The sequence below is a fragment of the Rhodococcoides kyotonense genome (assembly GCF_900188125.1).
GTDB lineage: Bacteria > Actinomycetota > Actinomycetes > Mycobacteriales > Mycobacteriaceae > Rhodococcoides > Rhodococcoides kyotonense.
Genome location: NZ_FZOW01000014.1, coordinates 29,841 through 48,356, shown reverse-complemented (window position 1 = coordinate 48,356; position 18,516 = coordinate 29,841). Strand labels below are relative to the sequence as shown.

The following is an 18,516-nucleotide window of genomic DNA, read 5'->3' as shown; positions in this document are numbered from 1 at the left end:
TGGAGTGTCGGTCCTTTCTGTTTTCTCGGTTCGTCATGTGCGCGTGTGCGCACTCGATGGACTATTCTGTGTTCATGCCTCTGGCCGATCCTCGGTTCCGTCGTCTGTTCGTCGCGCAAGTAGTGGCGTTGATCGGTACCGGCTTGCTGACCGTCGCACTCGGGCTTGCTGCATTCGACATCGCAGGCGATCGCGCAGGCGCCGTGCTGGGAACAGCGCTGGCGATCAAGATGATCGCTTACGTCGCGGTGTCACCCGTGGCGTCGGCGCTGGGAGCCCGTCTGAGTCGCAAGACCGTTCTCGTTGCGGCAGACGTCGTACGTGCGGCGGTAGCGCTGGTGTTGCCGTTCGTCGACAGGCCGTGGCAGATATTTGCCCTCGTCTTCGTTCTTCAGGCGGCGTCGGCGACGTTCACACCTGCATTTCAATCGATCATCCCGACGGTGCTGCGAGACGAGCCGTCCTATACCCGTGCCCTTTCCCTGTCTCGGCTCGCATACGACCTGGAGTCGATCGTCAGTCCGCTCATGGCGGCGGTGCTGTTGTCCGTCGTCTCGTTCCATGCGCTGTTCGTCGGAACCGCACTCGGGTTCGTCGCCTCGATGATTCTCGTCGTGACAACAGACCTTCCAGCGACGACGCCGTCCGACGACGGGAGTTTCCGAACTCGAGTCACCGCGGGAGTCCGTGAGTTCGCGACACGACCTTCGCTGCGCGGCATAGCGGCGATGAACCTCGTGGTTGCGGCTGTGACAAGCGTTGTAGTGGTCGATACCGTCGTCCATGCCCGCGAGCGTCTCGGCGGATCGGCCGGTTCCGTGGCCTTGCTGCTGGGGTGTTTCGGTGGGGGTTCGATCGTCGTCGCTCTGTCTCTGCCTCGGTTGTTGACGCGAATCTCGGACCGATCGGTCATGCTTGCCGGCTGCTGCGGCGCGTCGATCGTGACGGCGAGTACTGCCGTGTTCTCCGTTGTCGCGACTCCAGGGCCCGCCGCATGGATCTGGATCGGCGTTCTCTGGGTCGCGGCGGGTGCGTGCGCGTCGGCGATCGGTACTCCGACGGCGAGAGTGATTCGTCGCAGCGCGGGGACGGACGGATTGCCTCCTCTGTTCACCGCCCAGTTCTCGCTGTCTCACGCCTGTTTCCTGCTGACCTATCCGATCGCGGGGTGGGTGGGTGCCGGTCTCGGTCAGCAGACGTCGACGACCGTGCTTGCCGTGCTCGCTACACTGGGCACGATTGCTGCGTCGAAGCTGTGGAGATCCGAAAAGCAGCGCGGGCCAGGTAAGGGAGGTGGCCATGACGGAGTCGGTGAACTCGGTGTCTCCGAGTCTCGATCACGAAGCGAATCCGGATCGAGACCGATTGGAGTCCGCCAGTGAGATCTTCCGAATGTTGTCCGATCCCACCCGGCTGCATCTGTTGTGGATTCTCGCGCAGGGGCCGTCCGACGTCACAGCGCTGACCGAGCTCAGTGGTGCCTCGCGCACCGCGGTCAGCCAGCATCTGGCCAAGCTGCGTTTCACGGGAATGGTCGATACCACGCGTGACGGTCGACGTGTGGTGTATCAGATCGTCGACGGCCACCTCGCCAGATTGGTTCGCGAGGGCTTCAACTACGCCGATCATCGTGTGACCGGAGAACCCTCGCACCGCTGAGCCGCCTTGTTTGTCAGGACATATAGACTTTTGGTCTCCGGTTTCGGCGAACAGAAGGACGACAAGCGATGGATGTGAACGACCTCAGCGGGTGGGCTCGCGAATACGAGCAGGTTCTGGAGCAGGAGAAGCTGCTCGACTTCCAGCGTTTCGATTACGACGACGCGTGGACTGTGGGATCGGCTCTGGCTGCCACGGGACGTGAGAAGTCGCTGCCGATCGTGGTGTCCATCGTGTTCGGGGACCAGCGAGTGTTCCATTCGGCGCTCGCCGGAAGCAGTGCGGTGAACGACGACTGGGTTGGCTGGAAGTTCAACGTCGTTCGGCGCCACAATCTTTCGTCATACGGCGTCGGCTGCCAATACCGTGCCGACGGTCGTAACTTCGATACCGATTCCCGATACGACCGCGGTACGTTCGCGGCTGCCGGTGGCGCGGTGCCCATTCGGGTAGCAGGGTCGCTCGTCGGTGCGGTCGGCGTGTCCGGCCTCGCCGAGGCCGACGACCATCGCATGGTCGTCGACGCTCTGGCAGCGCACGCGACTCGTTCGAAGAGCTAGCGCTTCTCTTCGGGGGTAGCGGCGTCGCCGTCGGTCTCGTCGGCCGTGAGGTCGACGGTGTCGCCGCCCTCGAGAACGGTGAGCTCTTGCTCGGCCTCGGCGATCAGACCCTTGGCTTCGTCCTTGATCTTCTTTGTCCACTCGGACATGTTCGCTTCTCCTCCGCTACCGTCGTGCACTCGATGCACGTGTACCCACTTCTCTACCAGTCACTCTCGGATCGCGAAACGGCGGTGGCCTAACCCATGTCGGTGAGAGCGCGTCGGAGGACCTTACCGGTGGCGTTGCGGGGGAGTCGATCGACGAAGACGATGTCGCGCGGAACCTTGTACCGAGCGAGGGTGGTCCCCACGTACTTCTTGATCTCGGTCACGTCCCTCGTCGACGACACGGTGGGCACGACGAATGCCTTCAATCGGTGTCCGAAGTCCGCATCGACGACACCGACGACGGCGGCTTCGACGACATCCTCTCGGTCCGCCAGGATGTTCTCGACCTCGAGTGGGTAGACGTTCTCGCCGCCCGAGACGATCATGTCGTCGTCACGGCCATCGACGAACAGCAATCCGTTCTCGTCGAAGTGCCCGACGTCGCCGGTGGCAAGCATTCCGTCGATGCGCTCCTTGTCTCTGCCGTCGGTGTAGCCCGAGAAGCTGAGACCGCTCGAGACGAAGATTCGTCCGACCGCTCCAGCCGCGGTGACGGGTGTGCCGTCGTAGTCGAACAGTTGGACCCGGCACGTCACGGGTGGCCGTCCCGCCGTACCGGGCGCTCGTTCCAGTTCCTCGGGTGTCGCCACCGTGGCGACGGCGACTTCGGTGGAGCCGTACAGGTTGTGCAGTACCGGCCCGAACGCGCGGGCCGTGCGACGCGACAGATCAGGCGAGATCGACGATCCCGCGGCGAAGACGATGCGTAGTGCCGACGTGTCGTACTGCGCGAGAACGTCGGGGCCGAGGTCGACGATGCGCTGCAGCATGGTGGGTACGAGCACGAGCGAGTCCGCTCGATGCCGAGCGAGAAGTTCGACGGTGTTCTCGGCATCGAATGTCCGATTCATCACGACGGTGTCGGCCAGTGCGAGTGCAAGTGCGAACTGCGACAACCCTGTTCCATGAAAGATCGGCGCTGCCATCACCATCGTGCGTCCGCGTCGCAACGGAACACGATCGAGAAATTGAGCAGACGCCAGAGGAGACGTGTGGTCCCGCGGCGCGCCTTTCGGAGTGCCCGTGGTCCCGCTGGTGAGCAGCACGAAACCGCCCTGCACCGACGGCGTCGGCACATCCGACGTCGACTCGAGTTCGAGGATCGACGCCAGCGTCGTGTCACCCGAGTCGGGCGTCTCGGTCCACGCGACGTATCGCTTCACAGCCGGCGACAACGCGGCTGCGACGGGTGCGAATTCGTCGTCGAACACGAACGCGCGTACCTGTTCTCGGGCCGCGACGTCGGCCAGTTGCGGGGGAGCGAAGCCCGTGTTCATCATGACGAGCCGAATACCGCCTTTCGCGGCCGCCAGCATCGTCACCACCAGCAGATGGTGGTTGCGTGCCATCACGCCCATCACCGATCCGGGGCCTGTTCCGTCGGCTCGCCATCCTCGAACGAGGGCGTTGGACTTGCGCTCGAGGTCAGCGTAGGAGAAGCTACCTGCCTCGTCGATCAGGGCGATGGTGTCGGCGGCGTCACTATGAGCATGTGCATGAACGGGTCCGGCGAACGGGCCGTACTTGCCGACGGCACGAATCGATGCGATGCCGTGGTCGATCCGCGGGAACGGGATGAGGCCCGACCGTCGCATGACCCGAACAGCACCCACGCTGTCGATGATGTGCGACAAAGTCCTGTGGCGTCTCACTCTGTGTCCTACCGACATGTTCGTCTCCCCCCGAGAACGGTTCGGTGATCCAACAGCGTCGTGCGAGAAACGATGGTAGTGAACAAGCACAACGCTCGGGAGCGAAAAGCCCGATCCGGATTCACCGGTCACAATTCTCGGCGTCGGCCCGCCGTCGTCGCATCAGCTGTCGCTCCGGATCGGAGCCCGCGAGTGCGTATGCCTCGGAGAACTGCTGCGCTGCCTCGCCGTACCGCTGCGACCTCAGAAGTAGGTCACCGCGAGCTGCGGCGAAAGGGTAGTACGACGTCATGCGTGGGTCGTCGGCCAACCCGTCGAGCAGTGTCAGCCCGACGTCGGGGCCGTCCCTCATCCCGATGGCCACCGCACGGTTGAGCGCGACGACGGGTGACGGGTCGAGAGCCAGGAGCACGTCGTACAGCTGGGCGATCTGTGGCCAATCCACAGTCGAGGCGTCCGACGACTCGTCGTGCAACGATGCGATCGCTGCCTGCACCGAGTACGGCCCAGGAGCGCCTCCGGTCAGGGCCTCGACGACGAGGGCACTGCCCTCGGCGATCATCTCCCGGTCCCAGAGTCTGCGATCCTGTTCCTCGAGCAGCTGGATCTCTCCGTCGGGGCCGGTTCGTGCGGCGCGTCGTGCATGGGTCAGCAGCATCAAGGCAAGCAAACCGGTCGCCTCACGCTGAGCAGGCATGAGGGTGTGGAGGATCCGGCCGAGGCGAAGTGCTTCGTCGGCGAGATCCGTGCGGATCAAATCCTCGCCCGACGATGCTGCGTAGCCTTCGGTGAAGATCGAGTACACGACCTGAAGCACGCCCGGCAGGCGATGCGCGAGCTCGCCGTCACTCGGAACCCGAAACGGGATGCGGGCGTCGCGAATCTTCTTCTTCGCCCGCGATATTCGTTGACCGGCAGTGGAGGAAGGGATCAAGAACGCCCGTGCCACTTCCTGCGTCGTGAAGTGAGCGAGACATCGCAGCGTGAGCGCCACCCGATCGTCGGGACCGAGCGCTGGATGTGCGCACGTGAAGAACAACTGCAACCGCTCGTCGGGAAACTCCTGGTCCGACGCGTCGGCGGCAGGCGCGTGGTCGGCCCGGTCGCGATCCACTTGCAGCAGAGCGATCTTGGATGCATATGCCGAGTCGCGCCGAAGCCTGTCGACGGCCCGACGCCTGGCTGCGGTCAGCAGCCACGCGCCGGGCTTCGATGGAACTCCGTCGACCGGCCAATGCGTCAGCGCCGACTCGATCGCCTCCGAGGCGACGTCCTCGGCGAGCTGCAGATCACCGTAGCGACGAACGAGCGTGGCCAGCAGCCGCCCGTGCTCCTCGCGGAACACCGACTCCAGCGACATACCGACGCTCATTGCCTGACTACCTCAGAATTCTGCGATCGGCCGGACGACCACCGAACCGCCGCCCCGAGAACCCGGGCAGCGCGCCGCCCACTCGAGTGCCGCGTCGAGGTCGGGGACGTCGATGACCTCGAAGCCACCGAGTACCTCACGAGTCTCGGCGAACGGGCCGTCGGTGATGCTGCGTTGCCCGCCGTCGTTCACCTGCACGGACGTGGCGCTGGTCAGATCGGCGAGGGAGTAGCCCGTCACGAAGACACCGGCGTCCTGCATCTCCTTGCCGAATTGGATCCAGTCCTCGGGCGTGCAGCCGTTGTCGAAGTCGGCACTGGGTGCGTTGATCAGCAACATGTACTTCATGGTGGTCTCCTGTCGAGTGTCTCTCCGCTTACATGATGTAAGACGAACGGAGTGACGCGCTTTCGACACGGCCACCGAAAAAACTTTCGGAGGAACGAGAAAAAGCCCGCAGCGCTCGTGCTGCGGGCTTTTTCTCGATCGGTGCGATCACTTCAGTTCGGCGGACGTCTTTCCGAGTATACGACGTGCGACGATGAGCTGCTGGATCTGCTGAGTGCCCTCGAAGATGTCGAGAATCTTGGAGTCACGACTCCACTTCTCGAGGAGCAGTCGTTCGGAGTAGCCGTAGCTTCCGGCGAGTTCGACGGCCTTCAGGGTGATATCGGTGGCCGAACGCCCGGCCTTCGCCTTGGCCATCGACGCCTGCAACGAGTTGGGCTCCTTGTTGTCGGCCATCCATGCGGCCCGCAGGGCAAGCAGATGCGACGCCTCCCAATCGGCTTCGAGGCGGAGGAACTCCGCAGCGGCAGCGTGCTGGTTGTACGCAGGCTTCGTGTACGAGATCTCGACACCTGCTTCGTCGAGAATCGACCGCAGTTCTTCGAGGGCAGCACGTGCGACACCGATCGCCATGCCCGCGACGAGTGGACGGGTGTTGTCGAACGTCTGCATGACGCCCGCGAACCCCTTCTCGGTGTTGACCTCGGCGGAACCGAGCAGGTTGTCCTTGGGGATGCGGCAGTCCTCCAGCAGCAGCACTGCCGTGTCCGACGCCTTGATCCCGAGCTTGTGCTCCAGACGTGCGACGGACAGTCCAGGAGCATCGCGAGGAACGACGAACGACTTGATCGCCGCGCGACCCTTCGAGCGGTCCACGCTCGCCCACACGACGATGTGGGTGGACCGCTCGCCGGCCGTGACGAAGATCTTCTCGCCGTTGAGCACCCATTCGTCGCCGTCGAGAACAGCGGTGGCCGTGACGGCGGCGGAGTCCGAACCGAAGCTGGATTCGGTGATCGCCATCGAGGCCCACACCTTGCCGAATCGCTCGAGCTGCTCGTCGGTCGAGACTGCTGCGATCGCGGAATTACCGAGGCCCTGATACGGGATCGACAAGGTCAGTCCGACGTCGCCCCAGCACGTCTCGATGACGTTGACGAGCGCGGACATGTTGCCGCCGTTGGCGTTCGCTGTCTTGCTCGGCTTCGGTGCGGACTCGCTGTCCTTCTCGCGGCCGCCCGCTGCACCGCCGATGTCGTTGCCCGCGTCGGACATTCCCTCGACCATCGAGGCCATGGTGTCGAGTTCGACCGGGTACGCATGCTCGGCGAGGTCGTACTTGCGGGAGATGGGCCGGAAGATCTCGGCTGCGACCTGATGCGCCTGATTCGCCTGTGCCCGAAGCTTCTTGGGGAGTTCGAGATTGATCATCGTGTGTCCTTGGTTCTCTGTCTCGAGGTGATGGGCGAATCAGATGAGAACGATGCCTTCGGCGACGCCGACGGCGCGCAGATCGCGGTACCAGCGTTCCACCGGATGTTCCTTGGTGAACCCGTGCCCGCCGAGTAGTTGCACCCCGTCGGAGCCGATCTGCATGCCCTTCTCGGATGCGAGGCGTCGTGCGAGTGCGGCTTCGCGTGCGAACGACTTACCCTGCTCGGCGCGGGAGGCTCCACGCAGCGTCACCAATCGGAGGCCGTCGACCTCGATCGCGATGTTCGCGACCATGAACGCGACGGCTTGACGGTTGCTGACCGGCTCGCCGAACGCCACGCGCTCGTTGACGTAGGGGATCACGTAGTCGAGGACGGCTTTGCCGGTGCCGACGGCGAGTGCCGACCATCCCAATCGAGCCAGGCTGATCGCATCGGCGTAGTCGAGGGCTCGCTGGTCGGCGTCACCGTCACCGAGAAGCGCGGATTCGGGGACGGCGACGTCCGTCAAGTGCAGTCTGCCGAGGCCGGCAGCGCGGAGGCCCATACTCGGATCCGCTTCGACGACAAGGCCTTTGGTGTCCGATTCGACGATGAAGAACGACGGGCGCCCGTCCAGCTCCGCCGCGACGACGAACAGTTCGGAACTGCCCGCGGCGGGTACGACGCTCTTGACGCCGTTCAGCTTGTACCCGCTGGGGGAGCGAACTGCCTTGGTCTGCAACGCGAACGGATCGAACAACGCGCGGGGCTCGTTCACGACGACCGCCGCATTCGGTACCTTCTCGCCCACGAACGCAGGTAGGTAGGTCTGCTGCTGCGCGTCGGTTCCCCACTGCGTCAGTGCGATTGCGACACCACTCGGTGCGAGGATCGGCAACGCGAGTCCCATGTCTCCGTGGGCGAGAGCTTCGGCGACGAGCGCGTTGGTGACCGCGCCACGCTCGGTGGCGGCGCCGTCGAGCTCTTCCGGGACGTTGATGAGCGTGATGCCCAGTTCCGCGCTGCGGCGGACGAGATCTTCCGGGGACGACGCGGATGCGTCGGCGTCGTGCGCTGCAGGCCGCAGAATCTCGTCGGCGAATTCCTCGACGGTCTCGACGATCATGCGCTGCTCGTCGTCGGGCGTCAGGTCGAAGTAGTCGAGATTCTTGACCGCTGCGTCGTCGAGGCGCTTGGGCTTCTCGCCGCCGGTCACCTTCGCGAACGTGCGCGTTGCGGCACCGAGGGTCTTGAATCCCGATTTGGTGCCTTCGTAGGTGACCCGGTCGATGCTCTGCCGGATCTTGTACTTCTCGGCCAACTCCGATCCGGTGATGGCCGTGAGCACGCGCATGGCGGTGCCGATGGCATCCCGCTTGATCGGATTGAGGCCGATTGCGGATGTGTCGCGAGGCGCCTTGCGCTTCGTCTCGATCACACTGTCTTGCTTGCTCATGATCACCAGCTGTTTCTCGGTGTCGGGCTCGGACTCCGCCAACCTTACTCCCGAGTAAGATAGCTGTCTACTCTCGAGTAAGAAAGACGGAATCCGCCCACGTCACTTGCCGTGTGGCAGCATCCATCACGTGCCGATACTCGCTCAGATCTTCGCCGCCATCGCGGCCGCGCTTCACGTCGTCATCTTCGTGATGGAGAGCGTCGTGTGGACCAGGCCCGCAGTGTGGAAGCGTTTCGGAGTCGCCACTCAGGCCGATGCCGACACTGTGCGGCCGATGGCATTCAACCAGGGCTTCTACAACCTCTTCCTGGCAGTGGGGATCATCGCCGGACTGATCATCGGAGGATCCGCAGGCCACGCCGTCGTCGTCTTCGCGTGCCTCAGCATCGTCGGTGCGGCTGTCGTACTCGCGACGGGAGGCGCCAAATACTTTCGGGCTGCGATCACGCAAGGCGTGACGCCCCTGATCGCGCTCGTGGTTGCCACGGTCTCCTAGGCGCTTCGCGCATGTGCACGAAAATACATAGCCCGCTATGTATTTTCGTGCACATGGCGCCGCAGGCGCCTGACCGTTTCGTCGTGCAAGAGACCGTTCGTCGCGATCGCGTTACCGCCGTGCGGCCCGGCCGTGCCGTCCAGCGCTGTGAAGCGGCCACCCGCTTCGCGGACCAGAATGTCGAGCGGTGCAAGATCCCACAGCGACACCTCGGGTTCGGTCGCGATATCGAGCGTTCCTTCTGCGAGAAGGCAGTAGGAGAAGAAGTCTCCGTAGCCGCGCACGCGCCACACGGAATCGGTCAGCGAGACGAACTCGTCGCGGATGCCTCGCTCCTTCCAGCCGCTGAGGCTCGCGAAACTCAAACTCGCCGAAGACAGTTCGCGAACAGAGGACACCGAGATCGCGCGAGCGTCTCCGCCGTCGTACGACGTCCAGGCGCCCGCCGACTCGGAAGCCCACCACCGACGGTTCAATGCGGGAGCGCTGACGACGCCCACGACAGGGACGCCGTCCTGAAGCAGTGCGATCAGGGTTGCCCAGATCGGAACGCCGCGCACGAAGTTCTTCGTGCCGTCGATGGGATCGACCACCCACTGACGGCCGGAGAACACCGCGTCACCGCCGAACTCCTCACCGAGTACGGCGTCGCCGTGGCGCTGCTCGGCCAGCACGGCGCGTACGTGGCGCTCGACGGCGAGGTCTGCATCGCTGACCGGACTGAGATCGGGCTTGTCGTCGACCTTCAGATCGAGTGCGAGGAAACGATCGCGCGTGATCTCGTCGGCCTGGTCGGCCAGGGACAGGGCAAGCTGCAGGTCAGCGGCGTAGAAAGTCACGGACCAACAGTAGTGCCCAGGGTGGCGCAGACTCTGTCACCCTGGGCACTCGAACGATCAGGCGGTGACTTCGTTCAATTTCCCGGTGGCGACGTCGAACACGAATCCGCGGAGTGATTCGTGCTTGGTGACGAAGGGACTCTGCTCGATGCGGGCGATGGACTGTCGGACATCGGCGTCGAGGTCGGGAAACGCTTCGGCTGCCCAGTTGGGTTTGATGCCGATCTCGTCCTGGATCCCGTTCTTGAAGTCGTCGTCGGTGAAGGTCAGCATTCCGCAATCCGTGTGGTGGATGAGGATGATCTCTTTTGTGCCGAGAAGGCGCTGGCTGATCGCGAGCGAACGGATCTCGTCGTCGGTGACGACGCCACCGGCATTGCGGATGACGTGGGCCTCACCCTCGTTCAGGCCGAGAATGCGGTAGACGTCGAGGCGAGCGTCCATGCAGGCGACGACGGCGACGTGCTTCGACGGGGGCAGGGGCAGCGGGCCGTCGAACTGTGCCGCGTACGCCTCGTTGTTCTTCAGGTATTCGTCGGTGACGGACATGTGTGCTCCTCGAATGAAGTTTCTGCAGGAAACCGGGGCGCTGGTCAGTACCCCGATGGTTGGGGTGAACCGACGTCAGCGACACAGGCTGGTGTCGGTCCTGCAGAAATCGACGTGCCGACGCGCGACGAGGAGAGGGTCGCGGATGACCGACGACCGAGAGGCATGGCCGCATGCGTATGTGTCGATGAAGGTGAAAGTAGCAGGCAAACCGGCATCGGACCAGGGCATCACGGTGCATCGAACCTGCTCACGCCTTGGATGGGTCGACGCTCACGGCCTCCGATGTGACGTTCGTCGCGTCGGCTGTCGACGCTCGGGTACGAAGGCCGACTACGAGGCCGGTAACCTTGTATCTCGTGCATCCTGACGTTTCCGCAGACCTGAACGAACTCGACATCACCCTGACCACGATCGAGTCGGTTCTCGATGTCGAGGAGCTGCGTCGACGGATCGACGAACTCGAACACCAGGCCGCCTCGCCCGACCTCTGGAACGACCAGGAACATGCGCAGCAAGTGACCAGTCAGTTGTCGCACGCGCAGGCAGAACTGCGTCGCGTCGAGGAACTCCGGCAGCGGCTCGAAGACATGCCGGTTCTGTACGAGCTGGCCGAGGGCGAAGAGGGCGACGCCCAGGCAGCTGCTATCGCGGAAGCCGACACCGAGCGTGCGTCGCTCCGCGAGGACATCGCCGCGGCTGAGGTGCGTACGTTGCTGTCCGGCGAGTACGACCAGCGCGATGCACTCGTGAACATCAGGTCCGGGGCGGGCGGGATCGACGCTGCCGACTGGGCCGAGATGCTCATGCGCATGTACATCCGTTGGGCGGAAAAGCACGGCTACAGCGTCGAGGTCTACGACACCTCCTACGCGGAAGAGGCCGGCATCAAGAGCGCGACGTTCGCTGTCAAGGCGCCGTACACGTACGGGACGCTGTCGGTCGAGCAGGGCACACACCGCCTCGTCCGGATCAGCCCGTTCGACAATCAGGGCCGTCGCCAGACGTCGTTCGCCGAGGTCGAGGTGCTTCCCGTCGTCGAGACGACCGACCACATCGAGATCCCCGAAGGTGACATCCGCGTGGATGTCTATCGATCGAGCGGACCAGGCGGACAGTCCGTCAACACCACCGACTCCGCGGTGCGCCTGACTCACATCCCGACGGGCATCGTCGTGACGTGTCAGAACGAGAAGTCGCAGCTGCAGAACAAGGTGTCGGCGATGCGCGTGCTGCAGGCCAAACTGCTCGAGGTCAAGCGCAAGGAAGAGCGCGCCGAGATGGATGCGCTCAAGGGCGACGGCGGAAGCTCCTGGGGCAACCAGATGCGGTCCTACGTGCTGCACCCGTACCAGATGGTCAAGGACCTGCGGACCGAGTACGAGGTCAACAACCCATCCAGCGTGCTCGACGGCGACATCGACGGCTTCCTGGAATCGGGTATTCGCTGGCGGATGCGCGGCGAAGAGTAGGTCACCATGACTCTGGCGTTGGATTTCGGGCTGTCTCTGCCCGTGCGACTTCGTGGGCTCGAAATCGTGCTGTACATCCTCGGCGGGATGCTGCTGGCCCGGCTCATCTCCTGGGTGGGCTCGCGGATCACGGCCCGAATCGACGCGAACTATCAGCACAGTGACGCACTGGTCCGAACCGAAGCGGCAAAGCATCGGCACGCCCTGGCTCAGGTCATCACCTGGGTTGCGGTGACGGTCGTCTACATTCTGGTCACCATCGAGGTTCTGCGACGGCTCGGCTTCGCGGTCAGCGGTCTCGTCGCGCCCGCGACTGTGCTCGGCGCTGCCCTTGGCTTCGGTGCCCAGCGCGTCGTGCAGGACATCCTTGCCGGCTTCTTCATCATCACCGAGCGTCAGTACGGGTTCGGCGATGTCGTGCAGATCGCGGTCAACGGTTCCGCAGAAGACGCGATCGGGACCGTCGAGGACGTCACGCTGCGCGTGACCCGAGTCCGAAGTGTCGACGGTGAGGTCATCACCGTGCCCAACGGCCAGATCGTCAAGGCGATCAATCTGTCCAAGGACTGGGCCCGTGCCGTCGTCGACGTGCCGATCCCGTCGGTCGCCGACCTCAACCGCGTCAACGAGATCTTGCGACGCGTCGGCCACGCGGCGTTCGAGGATGCGCGCCTGCGGCCACTGTTGCTCGACGAGCCGACGGTGATGGGAGTGGAGAGCATCGAGGTCGATCAGGTGAATGTCCGGCTGGTCGCACGTACGTTGCCCGGCAAGCAGTTCCAGGTCGGACGTGAGCTCCGCGTCCGCGTTGCCGCGGCGTTGCAACCGGAGGGAATCCGCGTCACTCCGGATGTCTCGACCGCAGGTGTTGCGCCGGAAGGTCGCCGCCGCGACGAAGGGGAGGATCTGTGACCGGCGCATCTGCACCGAACCACTCCGAATCGGATCCCGATCGGCCGAGACGGACGTGGAAGTTGCCCTCGAAGATGTTCGGGCGAATTCGAACGTCGACGGTACTTCTGGGAATCTGCTTCGTCCTGACGGGACTGCTCTACAACCAACTGCAAGAGGGAAACGACGCACCGACGGCCGGTCCTACTGCCGTCGACCCGTCGCTGATCGTGCCCGGCCCGAGCTCCGAGCCGCGATACACCGAGGAATCCACGACGACCACCCCTGTGCCGACGACGACGCAGCCGGCGTCACCGTCCGACGCCTCCGGTACACCGAGCGTCGCGCCCGGGGAGCCGGGTTCGACGACGGGTGGCACCGACAGTTCTACCACGCCAGAACCGACCTATCTTCCCGGTTTGACGGTCCCGCCGGAGCTCCGATCGCTGCTGCCTGCGCCGCCGAGCGCAACGGGCACGCCCTGAGGGAGCCTAGGACGGTTACCGGTGAGTAAGGACTACACTGGCGACCCGTGATCAGCACGACGAATCTGTCCAAGTCCTACAAGACGTCGACCAGGCCCGCGCTGGACAACGTGACCGTGTCCGTGGACAAGGGCGAATTCGTCTTTCTCATCGGTCCGTCCGGTTCGGGCAAGTCGACGTTCATGCGGCTGCTTCTGAAGGAAGACACGCCGACGTCCGGTGACATCCACGTCGCGGACTTCCACGTGAACAGGCTGTCGTCCCGACGCGTCCCCCGACTGCGACAGAGCATGGGATGCGTGTTCCAGGACTTCCGTCTGCTGCAGAAGAAGACGGTCGTCGAGAACGTCGCCTTCGCGCTCGAAGTCATCGGAAAGCCGCGGTCGGTGATCAAGCGGACGGTTCCGGAGGTACTGGACCTCGTCGGTCTCGGTGGCAAGTCGGATCGGCTGCCGACCGAGTTGTCCGGTGGTGAGCAGCAGCGTGTCGCGATCGCGCGGGCATTCGTCAACCGGCCATTGGTCCTGCTCGCCGACGAGCCCACCGGCAACCTCGACCCGGACACGAGCCAGGACATCATGATGCTGCTCGAACGCATCAACCGCACCGGCACGACGGTCCTGATGGCGACTCACGACAATCACATCGTCGACTCGATGCGTCGACGCGTCGTGGAATTGGACAACGGACGAGTGGTGCGCGACGAGGCCCGCGGCGTCTACGGCGTCGGTCGATAGGCGACCGACGCCGGTGAGTGGGTCGTTCCTGCAGGCTCCACTCCCGCCCCGCCAACTTTCCGTCGTACTGCACTACCGAAGGGCCCGATACCGCGATGCGCGCCAGTTTCATCACCAGCGAGGTTCTGACCGGACTTCGCCGCAACATCACCATGACCATTGCCATGATCCTGACCACCGCGATTTCTCTGGGGCTGTTCGGTGGGGGACTGCTCGTGGTGCAGATGGCCGGTAAGACTCAGCAGATCTTCCTGGACCGCGTCGAGGTGCAGATCTTCCTGACCGACGACATCTCGGCCAACGACCCGGATTGCGCCGCGGACACATGCAGCACGTTGCGCTCCGATCTGGAACAGACGCCCTCGGTCGAGTCCGTGCAGTATCTCAACCGCGACGACGCCGTGCGCGACGCAACCGAGCGGGTGTTCAAGGATCAGCCCGAGCTCGCAGAACTGGTGAGTCCGGACAGTTTCCCGGCCTCGTTCAAGGTCAAGCTCAACGACCCCGAGCGGTTCGGCGTCATCAACGACACCTTTGCCGGCCGGCCGGGCGTGCAGAGCGTTCTCAATCAGCGCGACCTGGTCGAGCGTTTGTTCAGCGTGCTCAACGGCGTGCGCAACGCTGCCTTTGCCATTGCCGTCGTGCAGGCCATCGCGGCAATTCTGTTGATCGCCAACATGGTTCAGATCGCCGCGTTCACCAGGCGTACCGAGGTCGGCATCATGCGGCTCGTCGGTGCGACGCGGTGGTACACGCAGCTTCCGTTCCTCCTCGAGGCGGTGGTCGCGGCGTTGATCGGGTCCGTACTTGCGATCGCAGGTTTGTTCACCGCGAAGAACATGTTCATCGACGACGTGCTGTCCGAGGTCTACGACGCGAACATCCTCGCGCGCATCTCCAACAGTGACGTGCTGCTGGTGTCACCGTTCCTCGTACTGGTCGGCGTCGGAATGGCTGCGGTCACGGGCTACATCACCCTCCGGTTGTACGTGCGGGAGTAAAACCACTTGATCGTCGGTTCTATGCTGGAGCGGTTGTGCGTGACACCGTGCACGCCATGACACCGCCCACACCATGACGGCGCTCGAGAAAGGGCCCTGCAGTGAAAGAAAAGGGCCGCAAGGCCATCGCGACGAACCGTAAGGCGCGTCACCACTACTCGATCCTCGACGTGTACGAGGCTGGGATCGCACTGGTCGGAACCGAAGTCAAGAGCCTACGAGAGGGAAAGGCGTCGCTCGCCGACGCCTTCGCGACGGTTGACGACGGCGAAATCTGGCTCCGCGGATTGCACATTCCCGAGTACACGCAGGGCAGCTGGACCAACCATGCACCGCGTCGAACGCGAAAGTTGTTGCTGCACAAGCGGGAGATCGAACGACTCGTCGGCAAGGTGAAGGAAGGCAGCCTCACGCTCGTGCCGTTGTCGATGTACTTCTCCGACGGCAAGGTGAAGGTGGAGTTGGCGCTCGCGAAGGGCAAGCAGGACTACGACAAGAGGCAGGATCTTGCGCGTCGCACCGCCGAACGTGAAGTGACCCGCGAGCTCGGCCGTCGAATCAAAGGTATGCGATGAGGGGCATGCGCTGACCGCCGTTCTCCTCGCTCTGGTGGCCGCCGTGGGGTACGGCGTCAGCGACTTCGTGGGTGGAGTCGCGTCCAGACGAGTCGCAGCTCTCCGGGTCGTCCTCGTTTCCTACCCGTTCTCTCTGGTGGTCGTCCTTCTGATCGCCCCGTTCGTCGGGGGCTCGGTGTCGTGGGCGCCGATCCTGTGGGGTCTGGCCTCGGGTGTGGCGGGTGCCCTCGCGGTGTGGTGGTTCTATCTTGCACTCGCGTCCGGACCCATGGCCGTCGTGTCTCCGCTGACGGCCGTGCTCGTCGCGGGCATACCCGTCGTCGCGGGGTTCGTCATCGGGGAACGTCCAGGTGCGCTGGCGTTCGCGGGCATTGCGCTGGCGTTGGTCGCCGTCGTACTCGTCAGCAAGGAGTCTCCCGACGAGACGGTCGGCGAGGTGGCAGGCGGTCGGACGATGAAGTTCACGCGACAGGTTGCCTGGCTGACGGTCGGTTCCGGAATCACGTTCGCCATTGCGTTCATCTGTCTACATCAGATCGGCGAGGGATCCGGTCTGTGGCCGTTGGCAGCGTCGCGGGCCTCGGCGACTGCGGTGATCTGGTGTGTGGCACTGGCGTCGGGCCATTTCGCGTTGCCGCACGGCAGTGTTCTGAAGTTGGCCGCCTTCGTCGGTGTACTCGACGTCGTTGCCAACGCTGCTCTGCTGTACGCGTATCAGGGTGGGTTGCTGTCGCTCGTCAGCGTCATCGCGTCGCTGTATCCGGCCGCGACGGTGATGCTCGCGATGGTGATGCTGGGCGAACGGGTCGGGCGGCTTCAGCAAGCCGGAATGCTTCTGGCGCTGGGCGCTGTAGGACTCATCGCCATCGCCTGAAGCGCATGCCCGATTGAAGTGTTCTCGGCGAGGGTATCGGTCCGTGCATGACCGCCGAACACAGTGCACGACAGTCACGCGTCCTCGTCACCGGCGCAACGGGCTATCTGGGTGGGCGGCTGGCGCCGCGGCTGGTCGACGCAGGATTCACCGTGCGAGTGCTGGCCCGCAACCCCGACAAACTGAAGGACGTCCCGTGGGCAGAGGCCGTCGAGGTGGCGCGCGGGGACCTCGGCGACCGGGACTCGTTGAAGGCCGCATTCGAGGATGTCGACGTCGTCTACTACCTCGTTCACTCGATGGGGTCCTCGGGACACGACGACTTCGCGGAAACCGAACGCGCCAGCGCGGAGAACGTCGCGGCCGTGGCGGCCGAAGCCGGTGTGTCGCGGATCGTCTACCTCGGTGGTCTGCATCCGGAGACGGGTGACCTGTCGCCGCACCTCGCCTCGCGTGCCGAGGTGGGCAGGATCCTGATGGAATCGCCGACGCCGACGCTCGTGCTCCAGGCCGGTGTCGTCATCGGTTCTGGTTCCGCATCGTTCGAGATGATCCGGCATCTGACCAACCGCCTGCCGGTCATGACGACCCCGCGGTGGGTGCACAACCAGATCCAACCGATCGCGGTCCGGGACATCCTGCATTATCTGATCGAGGCGGCCGTCTGCGACCTCGAGAAGAGTCGTACCTTCGACGTCGGGGGACCCGACGTCATGGAGTACGGCGAGATGATGAACGTGTACGCGGACGTCGCGGGCCTACGACGACGACGCATTCTGGTCCTTCCGGTGCTGACCCCGCGCCTTGCCGGTCATTGGATCGGGTTGGTGACGCCGATGCCGCGCGGCCTTGCGATGCCCCTCATCGAATCGCTGCAGTACGACGCGGTGGCCCACGAGACGGACATCGACGCCGTCATCGATCGTCCCGAAGGGGGGTCGACGCCCTACCGAGAATCGGTTCGCCTGGCACTGCGGAACATCGAGCATGGGGAGTCCGAATCGTCGTGGTCCGACAGTGTGACGGCCCCGTCGGACCCTTTGCCGTCGGATCCGCACTGGGCCGGTGAAGTCGTGTACTCGGATATGCGCAGCGTGTATCTCGGAACCGAACCCGATGTGATTCGGCGCAGACTTCGCGACGTCGTTCGCACAGGCGGCGTGAAAGGCTGGCGCGTCGACGACGACGGCTCGGACGACGTGCGTCTGCAGGCCACCGCGCCGACTGCAGGCAATGCATGGCTTCGGTATCGCGCGAGTTCGGCCGGCGGCGGCACGCGAGTGGAACAGCAACTCGACTTCTTTCCGCGTGGGCTTGCCGGGCGCGCAGCGTGGTACAGCTCGTTTCCGCTGCGCAAGGTGCTCTTCGGACGCCTCCTGTCCCGCGTCGTCGGCGACATCGACCGTGCCTGAGGGGACGCGAACGATATCGGGATGATTCTGTCCGAGCGCCTTGTTACACTGAACAGCCCGAGCATGGTGTTCGGGACATACGGGGCTGAACGGTTTCGACTCTGTATGTTGAGTCAGGGGAAGCGTGTCGGTGCAGGCGAGAGACCACCGTAAGCGTCATCGCAAACATATAAGCGCCGATTCCAATCAGCGCGACTACGCACTCGCTGCCTAAGTAGCGACTGCGTGTCTGTCAGTCCGGGTTCGCCCTCGGTCCGGGTACTGGCATCAGCTAGAGGGCTTACCGATTCACTCGGCCACGGAGTGATGAGGAACATCAAACAGTGGCTGGGATCGTCATCCTGGCTTGTTTGCGAGATCAGGAGATCCAAGTAGAGGCATAGCAGACTGCACACGGAGAAGCCCTGGTGATACAGCGGAGGACCCGGGTTCGATTCCCGGCAGCTCCACCTCGACGCCGGGCCGGAGAGCGATACGCTCGTCGGCCCGGCGTTTTTTGTGTCTTCACACAGAGGTAGTGCAGGTCACATTGGTCGCAGACCCAACCCATGACGCTCGCGGTGCCGAATAG

The 18,516-nt window shown here is 64.0% G+C and carries 20 protein-coding genes and 1 other RNA gene; 13 read left to right on the top strand and 8 right to left on the bottom strand.

Annotated features, from left to right (window positions below; all coding sequences use genetic code 11):
* The first annotated feature begins 74 nt into the window (after positions 1 to 74).
* The 3 genes from CHB96_RS21350 to CHB96_RS21340 all read left to right on the top strand — a co-directional run bounded on the left by CHB96_RS21350 (position 75) and on the right by CHB96_RS21340 (position 2,219).
* The gene (locus tag CHB96_RS21350; protein WP_089250213.1) at positions 75 to 1,382 is read left to right on the top strand and encodes an MFS transporter; all 1,308 of its coding nucleotides are present in this window, start codon (positions 75 to 77) and stop codon (positions 1,380 to 1,382) included.
* Entirely contained in the window at positions 1,300 to 1,659 is a 360-nt protein-coding gene (locus CHB96_RS21345; protein WP_089250025.1) for an ArsR/SmtB family transcription factor, read from the top strand. The genes CHB96_RS21350 and CHB96_RS21345 overlap by 83 nt, the downstream gene beginning before the upstream one ends.
* Positions 1,660 to 1,727: 68 nt before the next feature.
* Complete coding sequence (locus CHB96_RS21340; RefSeq protein WP_089250023.1) at positions 1,728 to 2,219, top strand: heme-degrading domain-containing protein; 492 nt, start codon at positions 1,728 to 1,730, stop codon at positions 2,217 to 2,219.
* On the opposite strand, the gene CHB96_RS29775 is transcribed toward CHB96_RS21340, so the two are convergent.
* The 6 genes from CHB96_RS29775 to CHB96_RS21315 form a co-directional block, all read right to left on the bottom strand.
* On the bottom strand, positions 2,216 to 2,368 hold the full coding sequence (locus CHB96_RS29775; RefSeq protein ID WP_176444413.1) for a hypothetical protein: 153 nt from the start codon (positions 2,366 to 2,368) through the stop codon (positions 2,216 to 2,218). The genes CHB96_RS21340 and CHB96_RS29775 overlap by 4 nt on opposite strands.
* An 89-nt stretch (positions 2,369 to 2,457) precedes the next feature.
* The gene (locus tag CHB96_RS21335; protein WP_089250021.1) at positions 2,458 to 4,098 is read right to left on the bottom strand and encodes an AMP-binding protein; all 1,641 of its coding nucleotides are present in this window, start codon (positions 4,096 to 4,098) and stop codon (positions 2,458 to 2,460) included.
* 103 nt (positions 4,099 to 4,201) lie between these two features.
* Positions 4,202 to 5,452 carry an RNA polymerase sigma factor gene (locus CHB96_RS21330; protein WP_089250019.1) on the bottom strand — a complete coding sequence of 417 codons (1,251 nt, stop codon included), beginning with the start codon at positions 5,450 to 5,452 and terminating at the stop codon, positions 4,202 to 4,204.
* 12 nt (positions 5,453 to 5,464) lie between these two features.
* Positions 5,465 to 5,800: a YciI family protein gene (locus CHB96_RS21325; RefSeq protein WP_089250017.1), complete on the bottom strand. Its 336-nt coding sequence runs from the start codon at positions 5,798 to 5,800 to the stop codon at positions 5,465 to 5,467.
* A 147-nt stretch (positions 5,801 to 5,947) separates the two neighbouring features.
* A complete protein-coding gene (locus CHB96_RS21320; protein ID WP_089250015.1) occupies positions 5,948 to 7,171 on the bottom strand; it encodes an acyl-CoA dehydrogenase family protein in 1,224 nt (407 codons plus the stop codon).
* Positions 7,172 to 7,210: 39 nt separating this feature from the next.
* On the bottom strand, positions 7,211 to 8,617 hold the full coding sequence (locus tag CHB96_RS21315; RefSeq protein ID WP_089250211.1) for an acyl-CoA dehydrogenase family protein: 1,407 nt from the start codon (positions 8,615 to 8,617) through the stop codon (positions 7,211 to 7,213).
* 124 nt (positions 8,618 to 8,741) lie between these two features.
* Here CHB96_RS21315 and CHB96_RS21310 point away from each other — a divergent pair, with 124 nt between their 5' ends.
* Positions 8,742 to 9,110, top strand: coding sequence for a DUF1304 domain-containing protein (locus CHB96_RS21310; RefSeq protein WP_089250209.1), 369 nt, complete (start codon positions 8,742 to 8,744; stop codon positions 9,108 to 9,110).
* Positions 9,111 to 9,145: 35 nt separating this feature from the next.
* On the opposite strand, the gene hisN is transcribed toward CHB96_RS21310, so the two are convergent.
* Complete coding sequence (gene hisN / locus CHB96_RS21305) at positions 9,146 to 9,949, bottom strand: histidinol-phosphatase (RefSeq protein WP_089250013.1); 804 nt, start codon at positions 9,947 to 9,949, stop codon at positions 9,146 to 9,148.
* 57 nt (positions 9,950 to 10,006) lie between these two features.
* Complete coding sequence (locus CHB96_RS21300; RefSeq protein WP_089250011.1) at positions 10,007 to 10,498, bottom strand: beta-class carbonic anhydrase; 492 nt, start codon at positions 10,496 to 10,498, stop codon at positions 10,007 to 10,009.
* A 359-nt stretch (positions 10,499 to 10,857) separates the two neighbouring features.
* Here CHB96_RS21300 and prfB point away from each other — a divergent pair, with 359 nt between their 5' ends.
* The 9 genes from prfB (at position 10,858) to ssrA (ending at position 18,397) form a co-directional block, all read left to right on the top strand.
* The gene (gene prfB / locus CHB96_RS21290) at positions 10,858 to 11,970 is read left to right on the top strand and encodes a peptide chain release factor 2 (RefSeq protein WP_089250007.1); all 1,113 of its coding nucleotides are present in this window, start codon (positions 10,858 to 10,860) and stop codon (positions 11,968 to 11,970) included.
* 6 nt (positions 11,971 to 11,976) lie between these two features.
* Entirely contained in the window at positions 11,977 to 12,882 is a 906-nt protein-coding gene (locus tag CHB96_RS21285) for a mechanosensitive ion channel family protein (protein ID WP_089250005.1), read from the top strand.
* Positions 12,879 to 13,346, top strand: coding sequence for an Rv3103c transmembrane domain-containing protein (locus tag CHB96_RS21280; protein ID WP_089250003.1), 468 nt, complete (start codon positions 12,879 to 12,881; stop codon positions 13,344 to 13,346). Before CHB96_RS21285 ends, CHB96_RS21280 begins: the two co-directional genes overlap by 4 nt.
* Before the next feature lie 47 nt (positions 13,347 to 13,393).
* Positions 13,394 to 14,083, top strand: a complete 690-nt coding sequence (gene ftsE, locus CHB96_RS21275) for a cell division ATP-binding protein FtsE (RefSeq protein ID WP_089250001.1) — start codon at positions 13,394 to 13,396, stop codon at positions 14,081 to 14,083.
* 95 nt (positions 14,084 to 14,178) lie between these two features.
* Entirely contained in the window at positions 14,179 to 15,084 is a 906-nt protein-coding gene (ftsX, locus tag CHB96_RS21270; RefSeq protein ID WP_089249999.1) for a permease-like cell division protein FtsX, read from the top strand.
* Positions 15,085 to 15,185: 101 nt separating this feature from the next.
* The gene (gene smpB, locus CHB96_RS21265; protein ID WP_072807334.1) at positions 15,186 to 15,659 is read left to right on the top strand and encodes an SsrA-binding protein SmpB; all 474 of its coding nucleotides are present in this window, start codon (positions 15,186 to 15,188) and stop codon (positions 15,657 to 15,659) included.
* 10 nt (positions 15,660 to 15,669) lie between these two features.
* Entirely contained in the window at positions 15,670 to 16,533 is an 864-nt protein-coding gene (locus tag CHB96_RS21260) for an EamA family transporter (RefSeq protein WP_089249997.1), read from the top strand.
* Positions 16,534 to 16,580: 47 nt separating this feature from the next.
* On the top strand, positions 16,581 to 17,945 hold the full coding sequence (locus tag CHB96_RS21255) for an SDR family NAD(P)-dependent oxidoreductase (protein ID WP_089249995.1): 1,365 nt from the start codon (positions 16,581 to 16,583) through the stop codon (positions 17,943 to 17,945).
* An 81-nt stretch (positions 17,946 to 18,026) separates the two neighbouring features.
* Positions 18,027 to 18,397: a transfer-messenger RNA gene (gene ssrA, locus CHB96_RS21250) on the top strand.
* Positions 18,398 to 18,516: the final 119 nt, after the last annotated feature.